The sequence below is a fragment of the Paenibacillus sp. T2-29 genome (assembly GCF_052921365.1).
On the sequence record NZ_JBREVE010000005.1, the window covers coordinates 94313 to 115858 of the forward strand.

The following is a 21546-nucleotide window of genomic DNA, read 5'->3' on the forward strand; positions in this document are numbered from 1 at the left end:
GAGGGGACACAATTTGGATATAGACAGCTTGGTACAGCGCATTAATGAATTAGCGCGCAAAGCAAAAACCGAAGGATTGACAGAAGAGGAAACCACAGAGCGCGCCAACCTTCGGGAAATTTATTTAGGCAACATTCGCCGTAATTTTCGGCAGCAGCTTGAAACCATTGAATTTGTGGACGATGATACGTCGAAGGGAAATGGCGGGCTGAAGCATTAATGTCTAAAGCCTGCATCATTTGCCTTGTTTTAGGTATCTTTCCTGGTATCTATATAGATCAGCTTTAAGGCAGTTGTTTTAATGTAATATTTATTGGGAAGGGAATTGAGAGATGGCCCGATCATTTGAAAGAAAAGTACGTAAAAACACAGCGCGTTTAAATAAAACGCGCAAGAAACAAGGCATTCAAACCATTAACGGCGCAGGTTCAGCAATGGACATTTTCCGTGGCCGTAATATTACTGTGCCAATCATGCTGGCTGGTCTTGCTGTATTGTACATGCTTATGAGTTACTTTTTGACTAAGACGGGCATGCGGGGAATGGACTGGCTGGTATTTGGCTTGTACTTGATGCTGGCTGTAATCTTCTACATTCGCCGTCCTTATTTAAAAGTGGGAAAAGATACCCTCTATATGTTAAAAGGTGGCAGAGAACGGCCGATGACGGCAGGGGACATGAAAGCCATCAAAATTGAAAAGGGTTACGTTACCGTTGAAAGAAAAGGGAAGGGCGGTAATTTTATTTTTACAAAATCACTGGGACGCTACGATACGGATGCCATCGCAGAGCGTCTTGAAAAGTTTGCACTATCCAATCAGATACAGGTAGATAAAAAATAACCGATTTAGCCTGTAGCTCTGTAAGTAAGGCCGTATGATGTTATTTTTTCATATAACATGGTGCGGCCACTTGCTTAATATGGGCACACATAACGATCTGATTCGTGACCAAACAGACAAGCTTACATATACAGTGGAAAGAGAGTGGATAATTCATATGACGATTCAGGCGATAATGTTTGATCTTGATGATACCCTTCTGTGGGATGAACGTAGTGTAGAAGAGGCATTTGATGCAGCGTGTCAAACAGGCTCCCGAGAAACAGGCGCTGATCCGAAAACGCTGGAAGAAGCCGTACGCAAGGAAGCGCGCGCTTTGTATGAGTCCTATGAAACCTTTAGTTTTACTCAAATGATTGGCATTAATCCGTTTGAAGGACTGTGGGCGAATTTTACAGCAGGTGAGCAACCTGAATTCCGCCAATTGGAACAGTTGGCTCCTGCTTATCGTAAGGAATCATGGCGCAGAGGGCTTCAGCAACTGGGGATAGATAATGAGGAGTTGGCGGAAAAGCTAGCTGCCCAATTTGCTTCGGAAAGACGTGCACGTGCACATGTATATGAAGAAACGTTTGAGATTCTGGAACAATTGAAGGGGCAATACAAGCTGTTATTGCTGACAAATGGTTCCCCTGATCTACAACAGGAGAAGCTGGATGGAGTTCCTCAATTGGCTCCTTTTTTTGATCATGTTGTTATTTCAGGTTCTTTTGGTCGGGGCAAGCCTGATCCTTCTATATTCCAGCATGCTTTGGGCCTTCTAGGAATTGAACCTGGACAAGCTTTAATGGTAGGAGATAAGCTGACGACTGATATTCAAGGGGCTTTGGCAGCTGGTGTACATTCGGTGTGGGTGAATCGGAACGCTAAAACCAATACTACAGAAATCAAGCCGAAGTTCCAAATCAAGCATTTGTCTGAGTTGCATGGAATTATTCAATCTTTAAAGTGAGAAATCTACAGTTTTCTAAAACAAGTATCAAGAAAACTCCCTTCGCTCGATATGCTACAGAGCGGAGGGAGTTTTCCTTATTGACACCATAGATCTTAATTATGCTGTAGTGAATGTTGGATCTTCGAACGGTTCGGCAATCCAGCCATTTTCTTCGATGAACAAGCGGACTGCGACGATCTTTTGATTTTCCATTAAAGTGAAGAAGTGAGGTGTATTTTCAGGTACGGAAATAACGTCACCTGGTGAAAGCTCTACATTAAAATAGCCGATCTCTTCAGAGCCTTTAATGATGAAAATGCCTTTACCAGCAACAATGGCACGGATCTCATCCTCGGTATGGGTGTGAATTTGCTCGAACTTGGCCAGCAGCTCGTCCAGTTTCGGCGTTGCTTCAGATAAGGTGATAACGTCCCATATTTTATATCCGCGACGTGCGGCTAAATCCTTGATTTCAGGTTCAAATGTTTTAAGAACAGCGGCTTTTTGATCATCTGTCAGAGTAAAGTTTTCTTGCAGCTCCCTTGGCAGCTTGGAAGCATCCCAGTGTTCATACAATACTTGGTGGCTCTCCAAAAATTCACGTACTTGTTCTTCACCACTAATTCGCTCATTCGTATTGCGTATAAAAATTTCTGCCATATATAAATCCCTCTTTTCCACTTGGATTAATGTTGTATAAAGAATACCATGTCTTATCCAGTTGCACAATACAGGCTGAAACATTTATATGGGAACGACTATAGCTAAACGATACAGTTTAAAGACGTTCGTCTATAACGATGCATACTACAAAAATAGATCAGCTAAGTCGTTTATGAAGAAGAATAGCCTGCATAAAACGTATGTTTTTACTTCAATCTATCTAAATGATACGGTTTCTGCTAAACTAGGATTTAACGTTTTGCGGGGGTGAAGAAATTTTGGATAAAGTTAGCTTGCAGGATGCGTTACAACGAAGAATACTCCTTCTTGATGGGGCTATGGGTACTATGATTCAGCAGGAAGACCTTTCTCCCGCTGATTTTGGTGGAGAAGAGTTGGAAGGCTGCAACGAGATGTTGGTCTTAACGAGACCGGATGTCATTCAAGGGATTCATGAAGCATACTTGGAGGCCGGGGCAGACCTGATTGAAACGAATACATTTGGAGCAACATCCGTCGTTTTGGCGGATTACGATATACCAGAACGTGCCCGTGAAATTAATCTGGTGGCGGCCAAACTGGCACGTAACGCGGTGGATAAATACAGCACTGCGGACAAGCCTCGTTTTGTTGTAGGAGCTATGGGTCCAACCACGAAAACCTTGTCTGTCACAGGCGGTGTTACATTTGTAGAGCTGATTGAAAGCTATCAGGAGCAGGCTTTGGCGCTTATTGAAGGCGGGGTGGATGTTCTTCTGTTGGAGACCTCACAGGATACGCTTAACGTTAAGGCAGGCAGCATTGGAATTCGTCAGGCTTTTGAGCAGACAGGGATTGAGCTTCCGTTAATGATTTCTGGCACGATTGAACCGATGGGAACAACGTTGGCCGGACAAAATATCGAATCCTTCTGCATATCACTCGAACATTTAAACCCAATCTCGATTGGACTGAATTGTGCTACAGGTCCAGAGTTTATGCGTGATCATATTCGTTCTTTGTCTGAAATGTCCTCTGCAGCTATTAGTTGTTATCCAAATGCGGGCTTGCCCGATGAAAATGGTCAATACCATGAATCGCCGGATTCATTAGCTCGTAAAATGGCTGCTTTCGCTGAAAAAGGCTGGTTGAATATTGCAGGAGGCTGTTGCGGTACTACACCAGAGCATATAAGAGTAATGAGTGAAAGTATGGCGCAGTTTGAGCCTCGCCAGCTCGTAGGTCATCATCCTCCTGCCGTATCAGGCATTGAACCAGTATATATTGAACAGGATAATCGTCCGTATATGGTTGGTGAGCGAACAAATGTTCTGGGTTCCCGGAAATTCAAGCGTTTGATCGTAGAAGGCAAATATGAAGAGGCGTCTGAAATTGCCCGCGCTCAGGTAAAAAGCGGAGCACATGTCATTGATATTTGTGTGCAAGATCCGGACCGGGATGAAATGATTGATATGGAAGCGTTCTTGAAACTGGTTGTAAACAAGGTGAAAGTACCATTGGTGATTGATACCACGGATATTAAAGTTATCGATAAAGCACTTCAATATTCGCAAGGTAAGGCAATTATTAACTCCATTAATTTGGAGGATGGTGAAGAAAAATTTGAGAAAATGGCTCCTATTATTCATAAATACGGCGCTGCTGTTGTTGTCGGAACGATTGATGAACGTGGACAGGCAATTGCGCGTGAGGATAAGCTTGAGGTAGCTAAACGTTCTTATGATCTGTTGGTGAACCGTTACGGTCTGGCAGCGGAGGATATCATTTTTGATACGCTCGTATTCCCAGTAGGAACAGGGGATGAACAATATATCGGTTCGGCTAAGGAAACGATTGAGGGCATACGTATCATTAAAGAAGCCCTTCCTGGGGTTCATACCATATTGGGCATCAGTAACGTATCCTTTGGTTTACCGGAAGCGGGTCGTGAAGTGCTCAATTCTGTCTATTTGTATGAATGCACCAAAGCGGGACTGGATTATGCAATTGTAAATACAGAGAAGCTTGAACGCTATGCATCTATCCCCGAGCATGAACGGAAATTGGCGGAAGATCTGATCTATAATACAAATGACGATACTTTATCTGCATTTGTAGCAGCTTTTCGTAACAAGAAAGTGGAGAAAAAAGAGAAGATATCAAACCTTTCGCTCGAAGAACGGCTGGCTTCCTATGTAGTGGAGGGAAGTAAGGAGGGACTGATCCCGGATCTGGAGCAAGCTCTCGCCAAATATTCTTCTCTGGAGATTATTAACGGACCGCTAATGAAAGGGATGGAAGAAGTAGGACGTCTGTTTAACAACAACGAGCTGATTGTTGCAGAGGTTCTGCAAAGCGCTGAAGTAATGAAAGCATCCGTGGCTTATTTAGAGCCGTTCATGGAGAAGAATGAATCCTCGGTAAAAGGTAAGATTTTGTTGGCTACGGTCAAAGGTGATGTGCATGATATAGGTAAAAATCTGGTGGAGATTATTCTATCCAACAATGGTTACCATATTGTAAATCTGGGTATAAAAGTACCACCAGAACGCATCATTGAGGCTTATCGTGAAGAAAAGGCTGACATGATCGGCCTGTCCGGTCTGCTTGTTAAATCGGCACAACAAATGGTGCTAACCGCGCAGGATTTGAAAAATGCGAACATTGATATTCCAATTATGGTTGGTGGAGCTGCCTTAACGCGTAAGTTTACTAAAAATCGTATTCGTCCTGAGTATGATGGACTGGTAGCCTACGCGAAAGATGCTATGGATGGCCTGGATATTGCCAATAAGCTTATGGACCCTGAGTCCCGTAAAAAAATGGCCGAGGACATGAAGGCTGAGCAGGAGGCAGAAGCGGCAACGGTAGTGGAGGCCAAGCCGCTCCCTAAGCTAACTCGGGCTGTACGCTCTAACATTGCTCAGGATTTGCCCGTCTATATCCCACCGGATACGGATCGCCATGTACTGCGTAACTATCCACTGAACTATATTCTGCCTTATGTGAATATGCAGATGCTGATGGGACATCATCTTGGCTTAAAAGGGAATGTAGAGCAACTGCTAGCTTCGAGGGACTCGAAAGCGATTCAGTTGAAGGAAACCGTGGACAGCATTATGTTTGAAGCTGTTACAGACGGAATTATTCAGGCGAGTGCTATGTATCGGTTCTTCCCGGCTCAGTCCCAAGGAAACCAAATTCTAATCTATGATCCGTCGGATGTAAGCAAGGTACTGCACACATTTACGTTTCCACGTCAGCAGGTAGAGCCTTATCTATGTCTGGCTGATTTTTTGAAATCTGTGGAATCAGGGGTTATGGACTATGTAGGTTTCATGGTTGTTACCGCTGGTCATGGTATACAAAAGCTATCTACCCAGTGGAAAGAAAAAGGAGATTATCTGCGCTCACACGCACTTCAAGCAGTAGCGCTCGAAGTGGCAGAAGGGCTAGCAGAACGGCTTCACCATATTATCAGGGATAGCTGGGGCTTCCCGGACCCAGCCGATATGACGATGAAACAGCGGCACGGCGCTAGATATCAAGGTATACGGGTATCCTTTGGTTATCCGGCATGTCCGGATCTGGAGGATCAGGGACCGTTGTTCCAATTGTTAAAACCTGAGGACATTGGCGTTGAGCTAACAGAAGGGTTTATGATGGAACCGGAGGCTTCAGTATCAGCCATGGTGTTCAGCCACCCTCAGGCGCAGTATTTTAACGTCGAAAAGGTTTAACACCTTTATCAGATGGGATAGCAAATACCCTCCGAGCTTCGGAGGTTTTTTGCTGGTCAGCAGGAAGAAGGTAAATGTCATGGAATTATATTTTCTCGGTACAAATGCAGGGGTACCTACAATTCAGCGAAATGTAACATCCATTGCTCTTCGTTTACTGGAGGAACGAAGAAGCATGTGGTTGTTTGACTGCGGTGAAGGCACTCAACAGGAAGTATTGCGTTCGCCGCTCAAGCTGAGCAGACTTGAAAAAATATTTATCACTCATTTGCATGGGGATCATCTTTTTGGTCTGCCGGGCCTTTTGTCGAGTAGGGCATATCAGGGGGGTACGGCACCTCTGACTGTATATGGACCGCCTGGGCTTCAACAATATATTGAGCTATCTTTAGGGATCAGCCAATCTCGTATCAATTACCAACTACATATTGTGGAGCATACGGGCGGGGTCCTGTTCGATGATGGTCAATTTCGGGTGGAATCCGCTTTGCTGGATCATCGGATCGACAGTTATGGCTACCGAATTGTAGAGATGGATAAGCCCGGTAAGCTCAACCAAGAACTGTTGGAGCGATACGGGATCAAGCCTGGCCCAGTGTACGGTAAATTAAAGCGTGGAGAAAGTGTGGAAGTAGAGGGTGGAGTTATTCTGAATCCTCAGGATGTATTGGGTTCACCTAAAAAAGGGCGGATCGTCACTATTTTAGGTGACACGAGACCCTGTCCGAATACAGTAGTGCTGGCACGAGATGCAACTGTCGTCGTTCATGAAGCCACATTTCTGCATGATCTGGCGGATACGGCGTACGAGTATCATCATAGTACGGCGCTTCAGGCAGCGGAAGCTGCCAAAGCCGCAGGCGCGGGGCAGTTAATTATGACGCATTTTAGTTCTAGGTATAAAGATCAAGAGCAGCTTCAGCCTTTGCTGGAGGAAGCGCGAAGCCTATTCCCCAATTCATTGCTTGCGGAGCAGCATGTGTTGTTACCGGTACCTGATATCGGTCAATAAACGATTGGAGAGAAAGGTATGTGCTTAGGTGCCGGGGCTTGCTCCGGTGCTTTTCTTTTTCACTAGAAATTATTTTCCGGGAAAGCGCAGGATGCGACAAGAGGTGAGACGTATCAGTATGAGGATGAATGAAATTGTTCTACCACATATGGAGGTATGTCATATTTGAGTTTCTATATATCGAATTTAAAGGATTTAGTTGCTTGAGTATGCCCAGGAAATACAGGAAATTTTCTTTGAAGACGTAGCATCTTCGATGGAATTCGACGAAGAAATGATCTTATGCTATGGGGAAGCGACGGCTTTTAGCGAGGGTTGACGCTATTTTGGATGGTTTACCAGCAATTCATGGACTTCATGAGCATTTTTGACTTAAGATAGATGAGATGAGTGGAAATGACCGATTATTTAATGACCTGAGTCATTCAGGTGGTTAAATAAAAAGGATAACACCATTCATGGGGTGAATTATTATTTTCAAGGTTATGATGTATGAAATTGAAGTGGGGGAGGGGATTACGATAAAATCGTTACTAATTGATCTGGATGGAACCCTTTATCATGGTAATCGGATGATCAAGGGTGCGGATCTGTTCATTTCCCGATTACGCTCAGAGCAGATACCTTATGCATATGTCACAAACAATGCTTCACGTACACCCGAATCGGTGGCTGAGCATTTGATTGGTATGGGAATTGAAGCAGCTAGTCATGAAGTATATACTTCAGCGTTAGCAGCTGCACAATATGTTGCACAGCAAAGCCCTGGAGCTCATGTATATTGTATTGGTGAAACGGGATTACGCGAGGCACTCACGGGGGCTGGCTTGCAGCTTGTTCAGAACCATCCTGATTATGTGGTACAGGGGATAGATCGTCAATTTACATATGAAACGCTGGCAGCTGCCATGCGTTGGATTCGTGAGGGAGCCACATTTATTTTGACAAATCCGGATCTACAATTGCCTTCGCATGACGGACTTACACCAGGTGCAGGTACAATTGGAGCTGCCATTGAAGCTGCTTCACAGGTCAAACCGATCGTCATCGGCAAGCCTTCAAGCGTGCTAATGAATTATGCACTGAATCGCTTGAACATTAGAGCGGATGAAGCTCTGGTTGTGGGCGATAATATGCTTACAGATATTGCGGCAGGTGCAGCAGCAGGTTGTAAGACAGCTTTGATTCTGTCGGGCGTGACGACTCGCGCTAATATGGATGAACATATTCGTGCCGTTGGAGTGAAACCTGACCTGATGTTTGAAAATTTGGACGAACTGCAGGAATGGATGAAAGAAGAGCTGAAGTCATAAAAAAATATATGTTTTAGAAATTTGCGAGAATTAAAAGCTATGTAGCTACGAAAGGAAAGATGTTGATATGCCGGAACTTCCTGAAATGGAAAACTACAGAATCTTATTGTCAAAACAAATTTTGGACATTCCGATTACTGGAGTGACGGTTAGCCGCGAAAAGTCCATTAATACTGAAGTGGAAACCTTTAAGAAGCAATTGCTGGGTACAACCGTTGTATATTTAGAGCGTCGGGGTAAGCATTTGATTTTTCATTTAAACACGGGTAAACGACTTGTGCTTCATCTAATGTTGGGAGGACTGTTGTATCTGGGAACGGAGGAGCAACGTCCAGACCGTACGATTCAGATCGAATTGGATTTTAGCGGAGTGAAGCTTTATTTTATCGGACTGCGCTTAGGTTATCTGCACTTGCTGACGGCTAAAGAAACAGATGAAGCTTTGTCAGACCTGGGACCAGATCCGTTAGACCGTCGTATGACGTTGGAGAATTTTACAGCACGTCTAAAAGGACGACGGGGAATTTTGAAAACAACACTGGTAAATCAGCAGGTTTTTTCGGGGATTGGAAACTGCTACTCGGACGAAATTGCTTATATCGCCGGATTTACACCGGGTTCCAAGGTACAAAATATTGTACAGTCTCCAGAAAAAGTGGAAAAGCTATATCATGCTACTCAATCCGTACTTCGTGAAGCTACTGCGGAGGGCGGTTATATGGAAATGCCTCTAATGGAGGGAGACACGCTAACAGGTGGCTTTGATCATCAGTGTCGAGTATATGACCGTGAAGGAGAAGAATCTCCAAGCGGTGGGAAAATTGTAAGAGTCGAGCTGGCGGGAAAAAAAGCATTTTATTGCCCGGTGCAGCAGCATGATGCCTAAATTGCTTATCGGCTCTCACGTGAGTACGCGTGGTGGCTTTTCCAAAGCTGCTATACGTGCACGAGAGCAAGGAGGACGTTCATTTCAATATTTTCCGAAAAATCCTCGTAGTCTCAAGCTGAAGGAATGGAGTTCCATAGATGCTGCTGCTTGTAAAGCCTACTGCTCAGAGCACCAGCTTCAATCTATTGCTCATTCGCCATATCCCGTGAATCCAGCTCATGGTCGCGAACGCGGTCAGGAACTTTATGAACTGATGGTTGCTTCATTACGCAATGATCTGGATATTGCTGAAGCCTGTGGATCAAATGGGATAGTTGTTCATTTTGGACATATGCATTCGTCAGACCCGCTGGAGGGCTATCGTAATATTATTAACTGTCTGAATGATGTGCTGGAAGGCTGGCAGGGAAATGCTAAAATATTAATTGAGAATCAGGCTGGGGATCACGGTCCCATGGGAACCACGCTGGAGGAAATGGTTCAAATTCGCCAGTTGTGTCGAGATCCTGGCAGCATCGGATTTTGCCTGGATACTTGTCATGCGTATGCAGCAGGATTGTGGAACGGTGGAATGGACGAGGCTTTGCTTGAAAAAGGGGACCGTCTCGGCTATTGGCCAGCACTGTGCGGAGTTCATTTGAATGATTCCAAATACCCGTACGGCTCTAAAAAAGACAGACATGCGCGCGTGGGGCAAGGTTTCATTGGTACTGAGGGCATGCGCTGGATAACAGAACAAGAAGCTGTAAGAGGTATTCCCGTCGTATTGGAGAGTGAGGCGGGACCTGATGGGACACATCAGGAGGACATTCAAATGATTCAAAGCTGGGAGTGAATTATTTTAAATAGATAATAGTGATCTTAGAGAATGGTGTAAGCTTACTTTTTTGGGAAGAAGGAGGAGAAGTTGGTGTATTTGTTTATGGATGATTATCGACCTTGTCCTCCAGGTTTTAAACTGGCAAGGGACGCGGATGAGTGTCTGCTTCTGCTTCATGAATACCCTATATCGATCCTGTCGTTAGATTATGATTTGGGTCCAGGCCAACCGACGGGAAAGGATGTAGCTGCTGCTATTGCAAGTAAACAGTTATATCCGCGTGAAATTTACTTGCATTCCTCCAGTCCGCAGGGGCGGCGAGCCATGTATGAGCTGCTTTATGCGAATAAGCCGGAGGGAGTCACTGTGCATAACGGGCCGATTCCTGAGGTGCGTATGCAAGAGATCCTAAACGAGTCTAAGCGATGAAAGAGATCGGACAAAAAGAGGCGCGCCATGCCATATGGGAAGGATGCAAGCTGGCTTTGTTTGTATACACTCCCATGTGCGGAACATGCGCGGCTGCCCGTAGAATGTTAGAGGTAGCAGAGCATTTGCTCCCCGAAGGAGCAGTGGTGCAGAGCAACATTAACTATATTCCTGAACTGGTTCAGGAGTATCGGATTTCCAGCGTCCCCGCGCTTCTTATATATAATGGTGAAAACAAAAATCCTGAAATCATCTACAAAATGGAATCTGTAGGACACTTGCTGAGCAGGATAAGGAGCGTGATGGAATGATATCCATGAAGAACATTACATTACAGCGGGAAGAAAAACGTATCCTGGACGATGTAAGCCTAGAAATACGAGAAGGTGAACACTGGGCTATTCTGGGTCGCAATGGTTCCGGTAAAACAACATTGTTGGAAATGATGACAGGGTATATGTTTCCAAGTCGTGGTACGGTTGAAGTGCTTGGGCAAACGTATGGTCAATGTGATGTGCGAGAAGTTCGCAAGCAGATCGGATACATTAGCCAGACATTATTGGAAAAGCTGGCCCTAAAAGATCCCGTTTGGGAAGTGGTGGCTACAGGTGCGTATGCTTTTTTGCGTTTTTATCAGGAGATTCCGACGGAGGCAAAAGAAAAAGCCGTATCTCTTCTGGAGGGTATGAATTTAGGCGATCTGATTCATCACCCGTTGGGCACATTATCGCAAGGAGAACGTAAAAAGGTAATGCTGGCCCGCTCGCTGATGGCTGAACCTCGCCTACTGATAATGGACGAGCCTTGTGCCGGATTGGATTTATTTGAACGGGAAAAGATGTTGGTCGAGATTGATCGGCTTCGCAAGCGAGACTTATCAGTGGTCTATGTAACTCATCACATTGAGGAGATTGTCCCTCTTTTTACGCATGTTGCGTTGATTCGGGATGGCAAAGTCGCAGCTGCTGGATCGAAAAAAGAAGTTTTAACGAAAGAATTGATTATGCACACTTATGAAGTTCCAGTTGAGCTGGAATGGGATGGTGAACGTCCCTGGATTCGGGTGTGCACTGGAGGGTAACGTTATTTTGGAAGAACTATACATGAATACAGATGAACAGAGTGAATGCGCTTTGTCATCATCAAGATTTGTTTGTACGGCCAACCATGGTTTTGCACCCTATGCTCAAGAGGAGCTTAGAAGATTATTTGGGTCTGTAAAAAGTACAATGCTTCTACCTGGTGAAATTTTTTTAGCAACACTACCCGCGGGAGAAATTGAAACAGTGAGGACGATTACAGGCCAGCCACCAATGTTTCTTCGCCACTTGTTTCCTGTTCATTTTCAGGAGGAAGGAACGGATCTGGTTCAAGTGCAAGAGCGTCTGGTTGCATTTATCCGTAACCGCAGGGAACTGATAGATCAACGTGTTTCTTTGCAAGTACGCAAAGGAACTAATAGCAGTTGGACTGAAAGCGCAGGTGCGCTCAAGCTGGCTTTGAGTGAACAATTAAGTGATCTACCTATGGAGTTGGTGGTACAAGGTGCCGATGTTATTGTGTCCGTTTTTGCAGATACGGATACGTGGTACGCAGGCGTATCACATCCTCAGGACAACCTATCGGATTGGAGTGGAGGTGCAGTTCGTTTTCAGAAGGAAGACGGACAGATCTCTCGTGCCAAATTCAAGCTACTGGAAGCAGAAGCAACGTTCGGTATTGATTTTAGCGCTTTCCATCAGGGACTAGATATTGGGGCAGCACCGGGTGGATGGACTTCCTTTTTGCTGGAGCGTGGACTGAAAGTTACAGCAGTTGATCCGGCCAAGATGGAGCCATCGCTGATGAAGTACGCCAATCTGACGTTTTTGCGTAAAAATGCAAGTGAAGTCAAATTTAAAGAAAATTCGTTCGATCTGCTGGTTTGTGATATGAGCTGGAGCCCAAAACAGATGGCAAGGCTCGTTACTGATTTACTATATAGTTTGCGGAGTGGTGGTACGGCTATCGTAACAGTCAAGCTAATGCATAAAAAGCCCTTGGCGCTCATTCATGATGTGATTGCTTCATTTGAGGAGTCCGGCATGCAGATTCAGCGAGCTAAGCAGCTTTTCCATAACCGAGACGAGATTACCCTGTATATGATCAAGTATGGAAAATAATTCTTTACAATAGATACAGGTGTGCTATATAATAAAGCCAAATTGTTCCTTTAAAAAAATAATTGTGTTAAATCAAGGGAAAGCATCCCGCGAAAATTGTTTTCATGTCAGCATGAAGACTTCATTTTGCGGTGGCTTTCCCTTTTTTGCGTTGTCTGCTTTTAGAAGGGAGGTAAGAGAATGATGAATCAACCATCACGATTAGAGTTCGGGTCAATTGTCGGTGAGCGTTACCGAATAATTCGCACGTTAGGTTCGGGAGGCATGAGCCGCGTGTTCATGGCCGAAGATTTAAAGCTGCCGGGCAAGCATTGGGCGGTGAAGGAGTCGATTGCCGATCCAAAAATAATGAAGATTGTACGGACGGAAGCCGAAATGTTGATTTCGCTAAGCCATCCACGTTTACCGAGAATTGTTGATTTTTTTGAGTATCCTTCATCTGGTGCGGTATATCTGGTTATGGACTACATCGAAGGAATTACGCTGGAAGCATACATGAGGGGATACCAAGGCTATATACCACAGGAACAAATCATTCCACTCGCTCTGCAGGTATTGGATGTACTTGATTATTTGCATACCCGTCAATTACCAGTCATTTATCGGGACCTCAAGCCGGCGAATATTATGCTGACACCAGAAATGGAATTTAAGCTGATCGATTTTGGGATAGCGAGGAGTTATAAGTCCGAGCTGGATCAGGATACGATAAAGCTGGGCACAGTAGGCTTCGCTGCCCCAGAGCAATATGGAACAGGACAGACGGATGCTCGTTCGGACTTGTACAGTCTGGGGGCGTTACTATTGTATCTATGTACAGGTGGTAAATATAGCGAGTGGACTGCAGGAGTTGAAGGGTATATTCGTGGGGAATTGCCTCGACATTTGATTCCGATAATTCGAAAGCTGCTGCGGCATCATCCTGAGGAACGATTTCAGTCTGCTGAGGAGGTCATTGGAGAACTGAGGCGCAGTGCTGATTTTCAGTCTGCTCAACCAGGAAAATCTATGAGTAATGCTTCAATGGATTATGCTGGAACAAGGGTAGTGGCTGTGCTGGGCGTGTCTTCCGGCTCCGGTGCTACGCACACAGCAATTGCGGTGAGCCACTACTTGGCTCGAAGGACCCACTCTGTAGCCTTGGTTGAGCTACATAGTACAGCTAAGGCATTCGCCCGACTGCAAGAAGTCGTGGAAGGCATACCTGTTGGACAAGCGAGTTCAAGTCGGCGTTTTGAAGTCGATGGAGTCCATTATTGGCGGCAAACATCTCGTGCGGATGTCATTTCTTTGCTGGGCGGCTCCTACAGATTTATCGTACTGGACTTGGGGAATGGGCAGGACAATGAACGACTGGAAGAATTTCTGAGAGCTGATTACCCGCTAGTTGTTGGCTCAGGAGCCGAATGGAGAGTTCAGGATATAACGGGCTTAGCCCGATCTCTTCAGCGTCATCCGCAACACAAATGGAATTACTGCTTGCCATTGGCATCCTCGGAGGCTGTCCGCAGGTTACGAAAGGAGCTAGAACACGATAAAGTATTTGCGCTGCCGTTCCACTCAGACCCCTTCGAACAGGATGATGAAATGGATCAGGTATTGGATGAGCTTTTTCGTGGAGTCATTACAGACACCCGGAAAAAACGTTTCGGATTCCTTAAACGGCAGCACTAAATAAATAGACATGTATATATCAAAAAGAGGTAGGGGAGAAGCTGTGTGTCCAAGCTAAGAAAAAGCAGCAAACAAAAACTATCCGCAGGTTGTATTGGCGCGGGAATTGTAGGCATGATCTTTGTGAGCTACCTTATACTGAATACCCATCAAATGAGTGAGATCAGGAAACAGGCAGAGGTGGAGGCAGAGCAGAAATGGAAACTGTATGAACAAGAGCAACGGACCGCCAAAACAGGCTGGGCGGTTGTTCGTGACATTTCACCAGGCGAGCAGATTACATCTAATGATTTGAAGGGAATTAAGGTTCCTGGTTCTCAAGCCCCGTCTAATTTATTGGCAAATAAAAATGAAGTTTCCGGCACTACAGCCAAGATAGAACTAAAAAAAGGATCTGTGCTTACATCGGCTATGATTACTGCTAATGAACCGACACCTAAGGATCTACGCAACCGTGAGTTAAAAGTGGTGGTACTGCCCAGCAGCCTGAAGTCAGGGGACGAAGTAGATATCCGCATTCAATTTCCAACAGGTCAGGATTACATTCTATTATCCAAAAAGAAGATTTCCCGACTGGAAGGCCCAATCGTATGGGTTACTATGAATGAGCAGGAAATACTATCGCTTTCGAGTGCTATTGTAGATGCCTATCTGCATAAAGCATCCATCTATGCTCTGACATATGTAGATCCCCAATTTCAGCCCAAGGCAATCCCGACCTATCCGCCAAATGCGCAGGTGTTAGCGTTAATGAATAGTGATCCGAATTTAGTCCGTGTTGCTGAACAAAAACTGTCCAAGCAGCTACGAGATTCTCTAGAAAATGCGATTGGTTCATCAAACAATGTGATTTCAACACCTGTGGAAAGAGTTCTAAGTGAGGAGGTTGCAGCTCAGCATGCGGGCACAGCTATTGAAGATGCAGCAAGCGGAATTGATGATACAGGGAGTGAGGAACAGGATCACAAAGAACAAACGAAGATTCTAACGCAGGGCGGCAGCTCTGACCCGTATGCCAAATAAATGAGAGAAAAGGAACGGAAGTATGAAAACATGGATATTTGCCGGTCTTTGTGACAAAAGCGATACCTTATTATACATCAGCAGCGTATTGGCAGCTTCCGGTCAACAGGTACTGCTTGTGGACGCTACACTGCGGGGACGGTATCGGTATAGCATAGGAATGCTTGATAAACCACTACCCATTACGCAGTTTTGTGGATTCGATGTGGCAATTGGATTTACAGCATGGGAAGATCTGCATATCGATATGCTGGCTGATCAAAATGAAGAACAGACTTATGACATTGTTATTTTGGATGTAGAGCTGCCTGATTTTTGTCCAATTTCTGTTTGGAAAACGGCAGAACTGCGAGTTTGGGTCAGTGATTATAGCCACATGTTAATGCACAACGGACAGAATTGGCTTGAGCATTTGTTTGACCAAGCTGGATTCCCCAAAGATCTTGTATTTCACAAGCTATTTATACATGCAGTGGATTGTGGTGTAGAGGAAGCGTATTTGTGGGAATACATGAACCACTTTCCTGCCTTATGGCAGCAAGAGCCGTATGTACTGCCATGGGATGAGGGTCAGCTTGCTCTAAAGCTGGAAAATGAGCATAAAAAACAGCTTCTGCTAAAACCTCTATCCAGAATATATAAGAGAGAATTGTGCCGTTGCATTGGAGAATGGATGAGTTGGGAGATAAAAGAGAGTCGTCGTGCGCTAAAGCGTGCGGAAAGGAGGAGAGCATGAGCACCATTTTATTTTGGAGTCCAATTAAGGGAGCGAGTGGGAGTAGCTCTTTAGCGGCAGCAATAGCAATTACCATAGGTAATTTATATAGAGGAAGACTATTATTGACTCATTTAGGCCGTAGGCATACCGGTATTGAATCAGGATTTCCTATACAGGAGTACGCCATGGACGATCCGAGTCTACAGATTCAGGAAGGGGGCTGGGAGGCTGTTTCACGTTTAGTTCTGAGAGGGACGCTGTCTAGAGAAAATATTCGTAACTATACAATACCTGTGTTAGAACACACTCTGGATGTACTTGAGGGAACCTCCGGCTTTGGAGCTGCACCGCCGCTACTTTCCCCTGATCTTGTAAGGGTGGTAATTGATACAGCGAATCAATATTATGATTTAACGCTGATTGATGCAGGGAGTGGGGGAGGCTGGGGGGCTGTACAGCATGAAGCATGTGCACGAGCCAAACTGGCTGTTCTTTCGCTCACTCAGAATATGCGTGAGTTGGACGCTTATTTTGAATCTGTGTCTCCGTTATCCACATATTCGTCATTACCCTTATTAATTGTCCTTGGAAAATATGATGTGCATTCACAAGCGAATGAAGCGAACATACGCAGGAGATATGGCTACAAGGGTACTTTGTATACAGTTCCTTATAGCACCGAATTTATGGACGCATGGAACCGCAGGGATGTGATTGGCCATGTGCAGCGCGAGGTGCGAAGTGGAAAAGAGCAGCAACGCAAGCTTTTTATGTCTGTAGGATGGGCGCAGAGCGTACGGCAGATTAGCAAAGCTATTCTGGAGGCGGTAGAGTCCGATCTTCGGCTCAAGGCTTTGGAGAGGGGCGCTTAATGCTGTCCGCTCATATGATCAACGGGTTAATTGTTACCTGCATTGTGTTGTTGTGCATCGTACTGATTATTGTTAAATATCGAGGGAATCTTCACTCGCAACATTCAGCTCTTCGGATAGAACCAAAGAACGAAGAAGCCACCTTCGAAACATTGATAGAATATATCAAAAATGCGCTTCATGAACTAAGTCACAGCCAGATGGCAGATGCCGGATTACATGAAGAGGAATATAGGCGGCGTATCCATCAAAGGGCGGAACTACGAAGGGCGTTAAAGGACTGTGCCAATGGCAGCAGTGGAGATAAACGTTTTGTTAAAAATCTGATGAGTGAGCTTCTGATAAACGGTTACGGTTTGAACGAGAAAATCGCCGATACAATTATGCCATTCTCCAGACCTGAGTTGTTTAGCACACAGGATCAATTCGAAATTATTTTTTACCAATATCAGCAGAAGTTTGGCGCGGATGCACTATCACGTTTACTGGATACTTATGACTTAGCCGAAATGAGGTATTCACAGCAAGGTGAAGAGGATGGAAGCTATTTCGTAACAACAGAGGATATCCGCTATATCTATGACTGTGAATACCGTCCCCTTTCCTTTATGGAGAAAGTGGATATTATTGTGCAGCGGATTTATCAAAATTATAAAGGCTTTTCTGTCATTGATGATATTCGTGACCAGAAGATCGATGGTGTAAGCGGGGGTGTCAGTGGTGTGCCGGAAGGTGGGATTCCTTCATCACCACATTGGTCTTCAGATGGATTTGTATTTGAACAAACCTCTGCGCCTACTACAAATGGATATGAGAGTGTGTGGATTTTCTACAAAGGTAAAACTATCCATCTTTCATTCCTTTCCTTCGGATCGGAACGTGAGCTTAAAAGGGTATGTCAAAATATTTACAAATACAATTATCCAGGACAGCTTTCTGAAGCGAATGGTTATAAGGTCAACGAAATGAAGGATGGATCACGGGTAGTAGTAGTGCGCCCGCCTTTCTCTGAATCATGGGCTTTCTTTGTTCGTAAGTTTGATATTCAAAGCGCTTCGCTGGAACAGTTAATTAGGGGACAAAACGCTGATTTTCCAATCCAGCTATTATCTTATCTAATGAAAGGCAGTCGGATTACTGCAATTACAGGTGCGCAGGGTTCAGGAAAAACAACATTGTTAATGGCGATGGTCAAGCATATTTACGCTTCGTATACGCTTCGCGTTCAGGAAATGGCCTTTGAGCTGCATCTACGCAACATCTACAGTCGCCGTAATATTCTTACCTTTCGAGAAACAGATCATATTTCAGGACAACAAGGTCTTGACTTGCAGAAAAAAACAGATGGAACCGTCAATATTCTAGGTGAAGTAGCGAGTGATGAAGTAGCTGCTTGGATGATTCAAATGTCGCAGGTTGCTAGTCTGTTCACTATTTTTACTCACCATGCTAAAACATTTCGCGATCTTGTATTTTCGCTTCGTAATTCACTGCTCAAAACTGGAGTATTTCAGCATGAAGGCATTGCTGAAGAACAGGTAGTGCATGTCATTAATTTTGATGTGCATCTCAAGCGTGATGCGCAAGGGCGGCGTTATATCGAACGGATCACAGAATGTGTACCGCGTAATCCAGAGCATACGGATGTAGGTCCCAATGCTTCATCGAGCTATAGCTATCGCCATGTTATGGAATATCGAAATGGAAGCTATATACCAATGAAGCCCTTGACAGCTAAAAGCGTAGAAGAAATGTGTGAGCAAATGAATGCTAAGGATGCTACAGATTTCTGCAGTTTTTTGACCCGTTATTGGGAGGAAGACTATGAGTCTTAAAGAAATTTTATTGTGGGTTTTGCTTATATCAGGTGTGGGATTTGCAGTTCTATATACAGTTTTGTATGGGTTGCATAAGCATAAGAGCTATGCAGTTCGCAGAGGTAGAATTCATTCTGTACAGGAAGCACGAAAGGGAAAAGCGGTACTTCAACGGGAACTTCAAACTTTAATGCATAAATTGTATACGCTGTGTATGAGGGTCCCTATCACATCTGGATACATCACAAGTGTACGTAAGCGACTAGCTGGTCAGCATGCATACGATGAGTATAAGCTTCGTCTGCAGACCATGAAGATGATACTGTTCAGCTGGGGTACTTTTGTTTGCAGCGGCGTTGTGCTGTTGATGATGAAACCAGGAATAGAGTTTGCTATATTGGCCGTTTTATGTGGAGTGGTAATCAACAGTCTTGTTATAGATGTGGCCACTAGCCAAATGGAAAAAAGGCTACTTTCTCAAATGATCGAATTGTTCGCCAATGTACGTCATCACTATCATCAGCACGGTATGGTAGAAGAATCCATATCTGAAGCGGCCGATTTAGCAGGAGCAGAGGCTGGAAGACATGCACGGCTCATCCATGAGGCGCTGACAGATGCTGATCCGCACGAGGCACTCGAAAGATATTATGAATCAGCTCCAAATCGGTTTTTAAAAGCCTTTGCTGGTATTTCGTATATGGTAATGGAGTTTGGTGATCGGGTTGAGGATGGTGGTTCCATTTATTTAAAGGGGCTAAGCAGTCTTGCACGTGAAATCCAGTTGGAGTTACTGCGGAGAAATAAACTGGACTACCTACTAAAAAGTTTAAACGTGATCGCACTGGCTCCCGTTTTCTTTACTACCCCAATCGAGAGATGGGCGAGATCCAGCTTTCCATCCATGGATGAGTTTTATCAGGGGAAATTGGGTTATATCACAAAATTGACCGTTTACATTGTTATCATCCTATCCTACTTTCTGTTACAGAAACTGCAACAGTCGGACGAGACAGGATATCGTGCGGGTAAAGGGCGGAGGGTGTGGGAGCAGAAGTTATATCGTCTGCCCATCATTCGTAATATGGTGGATTCTTTAATTCCCCGGCAGCATATGACATCTTATTCCCAGATAACCCGACTATTAAAGGAAAGTGGTGCGGAGGTAAAGCTTGAGTGGCTCTACATACGTAGAATTGCTCTTTTTATCTTAGGATTAGTGCTTAGTATCAGCACCATATTTATTTTACATGAAGCTGAAAAAACGCATATCCTTCACGCACCAGTACAATCGGGTCAAATGTTTGGACGTTTAAGTCCGATAGAGGAAAAGGAAGCTTTGAAGCAGAGTGAGATTGACCGCAAAATCATGCAAACGTTGTACATGAAAGCGGATAGCACATACGAGCGAGCGTACGCTGCTTTAGAACACTATGCTAATGGCACAGCTACTCCAGAGCAGCTATCCAGAAATACTCAACGAATTCTCCAAAAGCTGAAAGATTGGAATGAAGAATATATCAAATGGTGGGAAGTACTGATTAGTATAGTTGCTGGGTATGTAGCCTACCAAATGCCCATGCTTTTATTATATTTGCAACGGAAAATGCGTTATTTGGACATGAAGCATGAGGTGTATCAGTTTCAAACGGTTATTTCCATTTTACGGGTTATGGAACGAATGTCTGTCGAGGAAATATTGGAGTGGCTGAACAGATTTTCAGTTATCTTCAAAAGACCTCTGCAAAAATGTCTGCTTCATTATGAACATGGACCAGAGGCAGCTCTCGATTTGTTGAAAGAAGAAGCACCTTTGCCGGAATTTCAACGTCTGGTGGACAAGCTTTATTTATCTTTGGGGAAAATTACCATTAGAGAGGCGTTTGATGATTTGGAATCCCAGATGACCTACTATTTTGAACAAAGAAAACAGGAGTATGAAAAAATAATAGACAGCAAGGCAATCTGGGGGAGGATGATTGGTTTTGCCCCGATGTATGGTCTTATCTTTTTATATTTGGTGATTCCGCTGATCGGTATGAGCTTTGTTCAAATGGATAGCTATTATGAGCAAATACAAAAAATTCAGTAAGTAAATTCAATGATGATTAACCAATATTACAAGTTGAGGAGAGAAAGAAATGAACAATGCATCAACAGCATTAAAGGTAGCTGCTGGGATATTTTTGACCATCGCACTAATTACAATTGTAGTCATACTGTTTATCTCAGCTCAGGAAGCTACTAAAACAGCACAAAACAATTTCGCCGATATCCAGACCGAATTGTCTCAAGCCTCCTTTACAGTATACGACGGCACAACAATTAGCGGCTCCCAGGTAACCAATGCGCTGCGGAAGTTTCAGGGAAAGGACCAGTTTGGTATTCAGATTAAAACCGGCAAAAATATGGCAGGACAGTGGTATGGAAATGCTCTGAACATTAGTCCAGACAGCGAGCAGTATGGTGCTGTGAATGGCGGCAGTGATAAGACGGGAAAAATTGCGAATACACTTAATGAAAAGGAGAATGAATACGTAAATCCAAGTGGTAAATTCAAGGCTGAAATCGTTAAAGACAAATCAAACGTGGTACGTGGGTTGTTGTTTACCCAGTCTTAAGAAGTACAGCAAAGATAATAGTCATAAGGGAGATGTGA

At 44.4% G+C, this 21546-nt stretch carries 20 protein-coding genes; 19 read left to right on the forward strand and 1 reads right to left on the reverse strand.

The genetic code is table 11. The features are described 5' to 3' along the window. Window positions 1–13: 13 nt before the first annotated feature. The 3 genes from ACU1JV_RS15740 to ACU1JV_RS15750 all read left to right on the forward strand — a co-directional run bounded on the left by ACU1JV_RS15740 (window position 14) and on the right by ACU1JV_RS15750 (window position 1794). Entirely contained in the window at window positions 14–220 is a 207-nt protein-coding gene (locus tag ACU1JV_RS15740) for a DUF896 domain-containing protein (protein WP_413986238.1), read from the forward strand. A gap of 112 nt (window positions 221–332) precedes the next feature. Then, a complete protein-coding gene (locus tag ACU1JV_RS15745; protein ID WP_413986237.1) occupies window positions 333–842 on the forward strand; it encodes a hypothetical protein in 510 nt (169 codons plus the stop codon). A 157-nt stretch (window positions 843–999) separates the two neighbouring features. After that, entirely contained in the window at window positions 1000–1794 is a 795-nt protein-coding gene (locus ACU1JV_RS15750) for an HAD family hydrolase (RefSeq protein WP_172800014.1), read from the forward strand. Between the two features lie 99 nt (window positions 1795–1893). Here the strand turns inward: ACU1JV_RS15750 and ACU1JV_RS15755 are convergent, their stop codons facing one another. Continuing rightward, window positions 1894–2436: a 1,2-dihydroxy-3-keto-5-methylthiopentene dioxygenase gene (locus tag ACU1JV_RS15755; protein ID WP_013371490.1), complete on the reverse strand. Its 543-nt coding sequence runs from the start codon at window positions 2434–2436 to the stop codon at window positions 1894–1896. A gap of 281 nt (window positions 2437–2717) precedes the next feature. On the opposite strand from ACU1JV_RS15755, the gene metH reads away from it, so the two are divergent. From metH to ACU1JV_RS15835, 16 genes are all read left to right on the forward strand, one after another. Then, the gene (gene metH / locus ACU1JV_RS15760) at window positions 2718–6158 is read left to right on the forward strand and encodes a methionine synthase (protein ID WP_040103577.1); all 3441 of its coding nucleotides are present in this window, start codon (window positions 2718–2720) and stop codon (window positions 6156–6158) included. Between the two features lie 79 nt (window positions 6159–6237). Continuing rightward, complete coding sequence (gene rnz, locus ACU1JV_RS15765) at window positions 6238–7170, forward strand: ribonuclease Z (RefSeq protein WP_040103578.1); 933 nt, start codon at window positions 6238–6240, stop codon at window positions 7168–7170. Between the two features lie 485 nt (window positions 7171–7655). Further along, window positions 7656–8483 (forward strand): TIGR01457 family HAD-type hydrolase, encoded by an 828-nt coding sequence (locus ACU1JV_RS15770; protein WP_058712056.1) that lies wholly within the window; start codon window positions 7656–7658, stop codon window positions 8481–8483. 67 nt (window positions 8484–8550) lie between these two features. Then, entirely contained in the window at window positions 8551–9369 is an 819-nt protein-coding gene (locus ACU1JV_RS15775; protein WP_058829644.1) for an Fpg/Nei family DNA glycosylase, read from the forward strand. Continuing rightward, window positions 9359–10207, forward strand: coding sequence for a deoxyribonuclease IV (locus ACU1JV_RS15780; protein ID WP_172800008.1), 849 nt, complete (start codon window positions 9359–9361; stop codon window positions 10205–10207). Before ACU1JV_RS15775 ends, ACU1JV_RS15780 begins: the two co-directional genes overlap by 11 nt. 75 nt (window positions 10208–10282) lie before the next feature. Further along, the gene (locus tag ACU1JV_RS15785; RefSeq protein WP_058829642.1) at window positions 10283–10621 is read left to right on the forward strand and encodes a cyclic-phosphate processing receiver domain-containing protein; all 339 of its coding nucleotides are present in this window, start codon (window positions 10283–10285) and stop codon (window positions 10619–10621) included. Then, entirely contained in the window at window positions 10618–10932 is a 315-nt protein-coding gene (locus tag ACU1JV_RS15790) for a thioredoxin family protein (protein ID WP_058829641.1), read from the forward strand. Before ACU1JV_RS15785 ends, ACU1JV_RS15790 begins: the two co-directional genes overlap by 4 nt. Continuing rightward, complete coding sequence (locus ACU1JV_RS15795; RefSeq protein WP_025675962.1) at window positions 10929–11702, forward strand: ABC transporter ATP-binding protein; 774 nt, start codon at window positions 10929–10931, stop codon at window positions 11700–11702. The genes ACU1JV_RS15790 and ACU1JV_RS15795 overlap by 4 nt, the downstream gene beginning before the upstream one ends. Window positions 11703–11724: 22 nt before the next feature. Beyond that, the gene (locus ACU1JV_RS15800; RefSeq protein ID WP_090739187.1) at window positions 11725–12783 is read left to right on the forward strand and encodes an SAM-dependent methyltransferase; all 1059 of its coding nucleotides are present in this window, start codon (window positions 11725–11727) and stop codon (window positions 12781–12783) included. 180 nt (window positions 12784–12963) lie between these two features. Then, the gene (locus ACU1JV_RS15805; protein ID WP_165080731.1) at window positions 12964–14457 is read left to right on the forward strand and encodes a serine/threonine protein kinase; all 1494 of its coding nucleotides are present in this window, start codon (window positions 12964–12966) and stop codon (window positions 14455–14457) included. A gap of 45 nt (window positions 14458–14502) precedes the next feature. Then, window positions 14503–15480, forward strand: a complete 978-nt coding sequence (locus tag ACU1JV_RS15810) for an SAF domain-containing protein (protein ID WP_025675960.1) — start codon at window positions 14503–14505, stop codon at window positions 15478–15480. Between the two features lie 22 nt (window positions 15481–15502). Next, entirely contained in the window at window positions 15503–16216 is a 714-nt protein-coding gene (locus tag ACU1JV_RS15815; protein ID WP_058829639.1) for a hypothetical protein, read from the forward strand. Continuing rightward, window positions 16213–17070, forward strand: a complete 858-nt coding sequence (locus ACU1JV_RS15820; protein ID WP_058829638.1) for a hypothetical protein — start codon at window positions 16213–16215, stop codon at window positions 17068–17070. The genes ACU1JV_RS15815 and ACU1JV_RS15820 overlap by 4 nt, the downstream gene beginning before the upstream one ends. After that, the gene (locus tag ACU1JV_RS15825; RefSeq protein ID WP_058829637.1) at window positions 17070–18905 is read left to right on the forward strand and encodes an ATPase, T2SS/T4P/T4SS family; all 1836 of its coding nucleotides are present in this window, start codon (window positions 17070–17072) and stop codon (window positions 18903–18905) included. The genes ACU1JV_RS15820 and ACU1JV_RS15825 overlap by 1 nt, the downstream gene beginning before the upstream one ends. Continuing rightward, complete coding sequence (locus tag ACU1JV_RS15830) at window positions 18895–20979, forward strand: hypothetical protein (protein WP_058829636.1); 2085 nt, start codon at window positions 18895–18897, stop codon at window positions 20977–20979. The genes ACU1JV_RS15825 and ACU1JV_RS15830 overlap by 11 nt, the downstream gene beginning before the upstream one ends. 49 nt (window positions 20980–21028) lie before the next feature. Continuing rightward, a complete protein-coding gene (locus ACU1JV_RS15835; protein ID WP_007430644.1) occupies window positions 21029–21508 on the forward strand; it encodes a hypothetical protein in 480 nt (159 codons plus the stop codon). The last annotated feature ends 38 nt before the right edge of the window (window positions 21509–21546 follow it).

Excerpts from the sequence above, each read along its gene's own strand:
- ACU1JV_RS15745 (WP_413986237.1), top strand. The coding sequence starts at position 333 with ATGGCCCGATCATTTGAAAGAAAAGTACGTAAAAACACAGCGCGTTTA.
- ACU1JV_RS15750 (WP_172800014.1), top strand. The coding sequence starts at position 1,000 with ATGACGATTCAGGCGATAATGTTTGATCTTGATGATACCCTTCTGTGG.
- ACU1JV_RS15755 (WP_013371490.1), bottom strand. The coding sequence starts at position 2,436 with ATGGCAGAAATTTTTATACGCAATACGAATGAGCGAATTAGTGGTGAA.
- rnz (WP_040103578.1), top strand. The coding sequence starts at position 6,238 with ATGGAATTATATTTTCTCGGTACAAATGCAGGGGTACCTACAATTCAG.
- ACU1JV_RS15770 (WP_058712056.1), top strand. The coding sequence starts at position 7,656 with ATGATGTATGAAATTGAAGTGGGGGAGGGGATTACGATAAAATCGTTA.
- ACU1JV_RS15775 (WP_058829644.1), top strand. The coding sequence starts at position 8,551 with ATGCCGGAACTTCCTGAAATGGAAAACTACAGAATCTTATTGTCAAAA.
- ACU1JV_RS15780 (WP_172800008.1), top strand. The coding sequence starts at position 9,359 with ATGATGCCTAAATTGCTTATCGGCTCTCACGTGAGTACGCGTGGTGGC.
- ACU1JV_RS15790 (WP_058829641.1), top strand. The coding sequence starts at position 10,618 with ATGAAAGAGATCGGACAAAAAGAGGCGCGCCATGCCATATGGGAAGGA.
- ACU1JV_RS15795 (WP_025675962.1), top strand. The coding sequence starts at position 10,929 with ATGATATCCATGAAGAACATTACATTACAGCGGGAAGAAAAACGTATC.
- ACU1JV_RS15800 (WP_090739187.1), top strand. The coding sequence starts at position 11,725 with ATGAATACAGATGAACAGAGTGAATGCGCTTTGTCATCATCAAGATTT.
- ACU1JV_RS15805 (WP_165080731.1), top strand. The coding sequence starts at position 12,964 with ATGATGAATCAACCATCACGATTAGAGTTCGGGTCAATTGTCGGTGAG.
- ACU1JV_RS15815 (WP_058829639.1), top strand. The coding sequence starts at position 15,503 with ATGAAAACATGGATATTTGCCGGTCTTTGTGACAAAAGCGATACCTTA.
- ACU1JV_RS15820 (WP_058829638.1), top strand. The coding sequence starts at position 16,213 with ATGAGCACCATTTTATTTTGGAGTCCAATTAAGGGAGCGAGTGGGAGT.
- ACU1JV_RS15825 (WP_058829637.1), top strand. The coding sequence starts at position 17,070 with ATGCTGTCCGCTCATATGATCAACGGGTTAATTGTTACCTGCATTGTG.
- ACU1JV_RS15830 (WP_058829636.1), top strand. The coding sequence starts at position 18,895 with ATGAGTCTTAAAGAAATTTTATTGTGGGTTTTGCTTATATCAGGTGTG.
- ACU1JV_RS15835 (WP_007430644.1), top strand. The coding sequence starts at position 21,029 with ATGAACAATGCATCAACAGCATTAAAGGTAGCTGCTGGGATATTTTTG.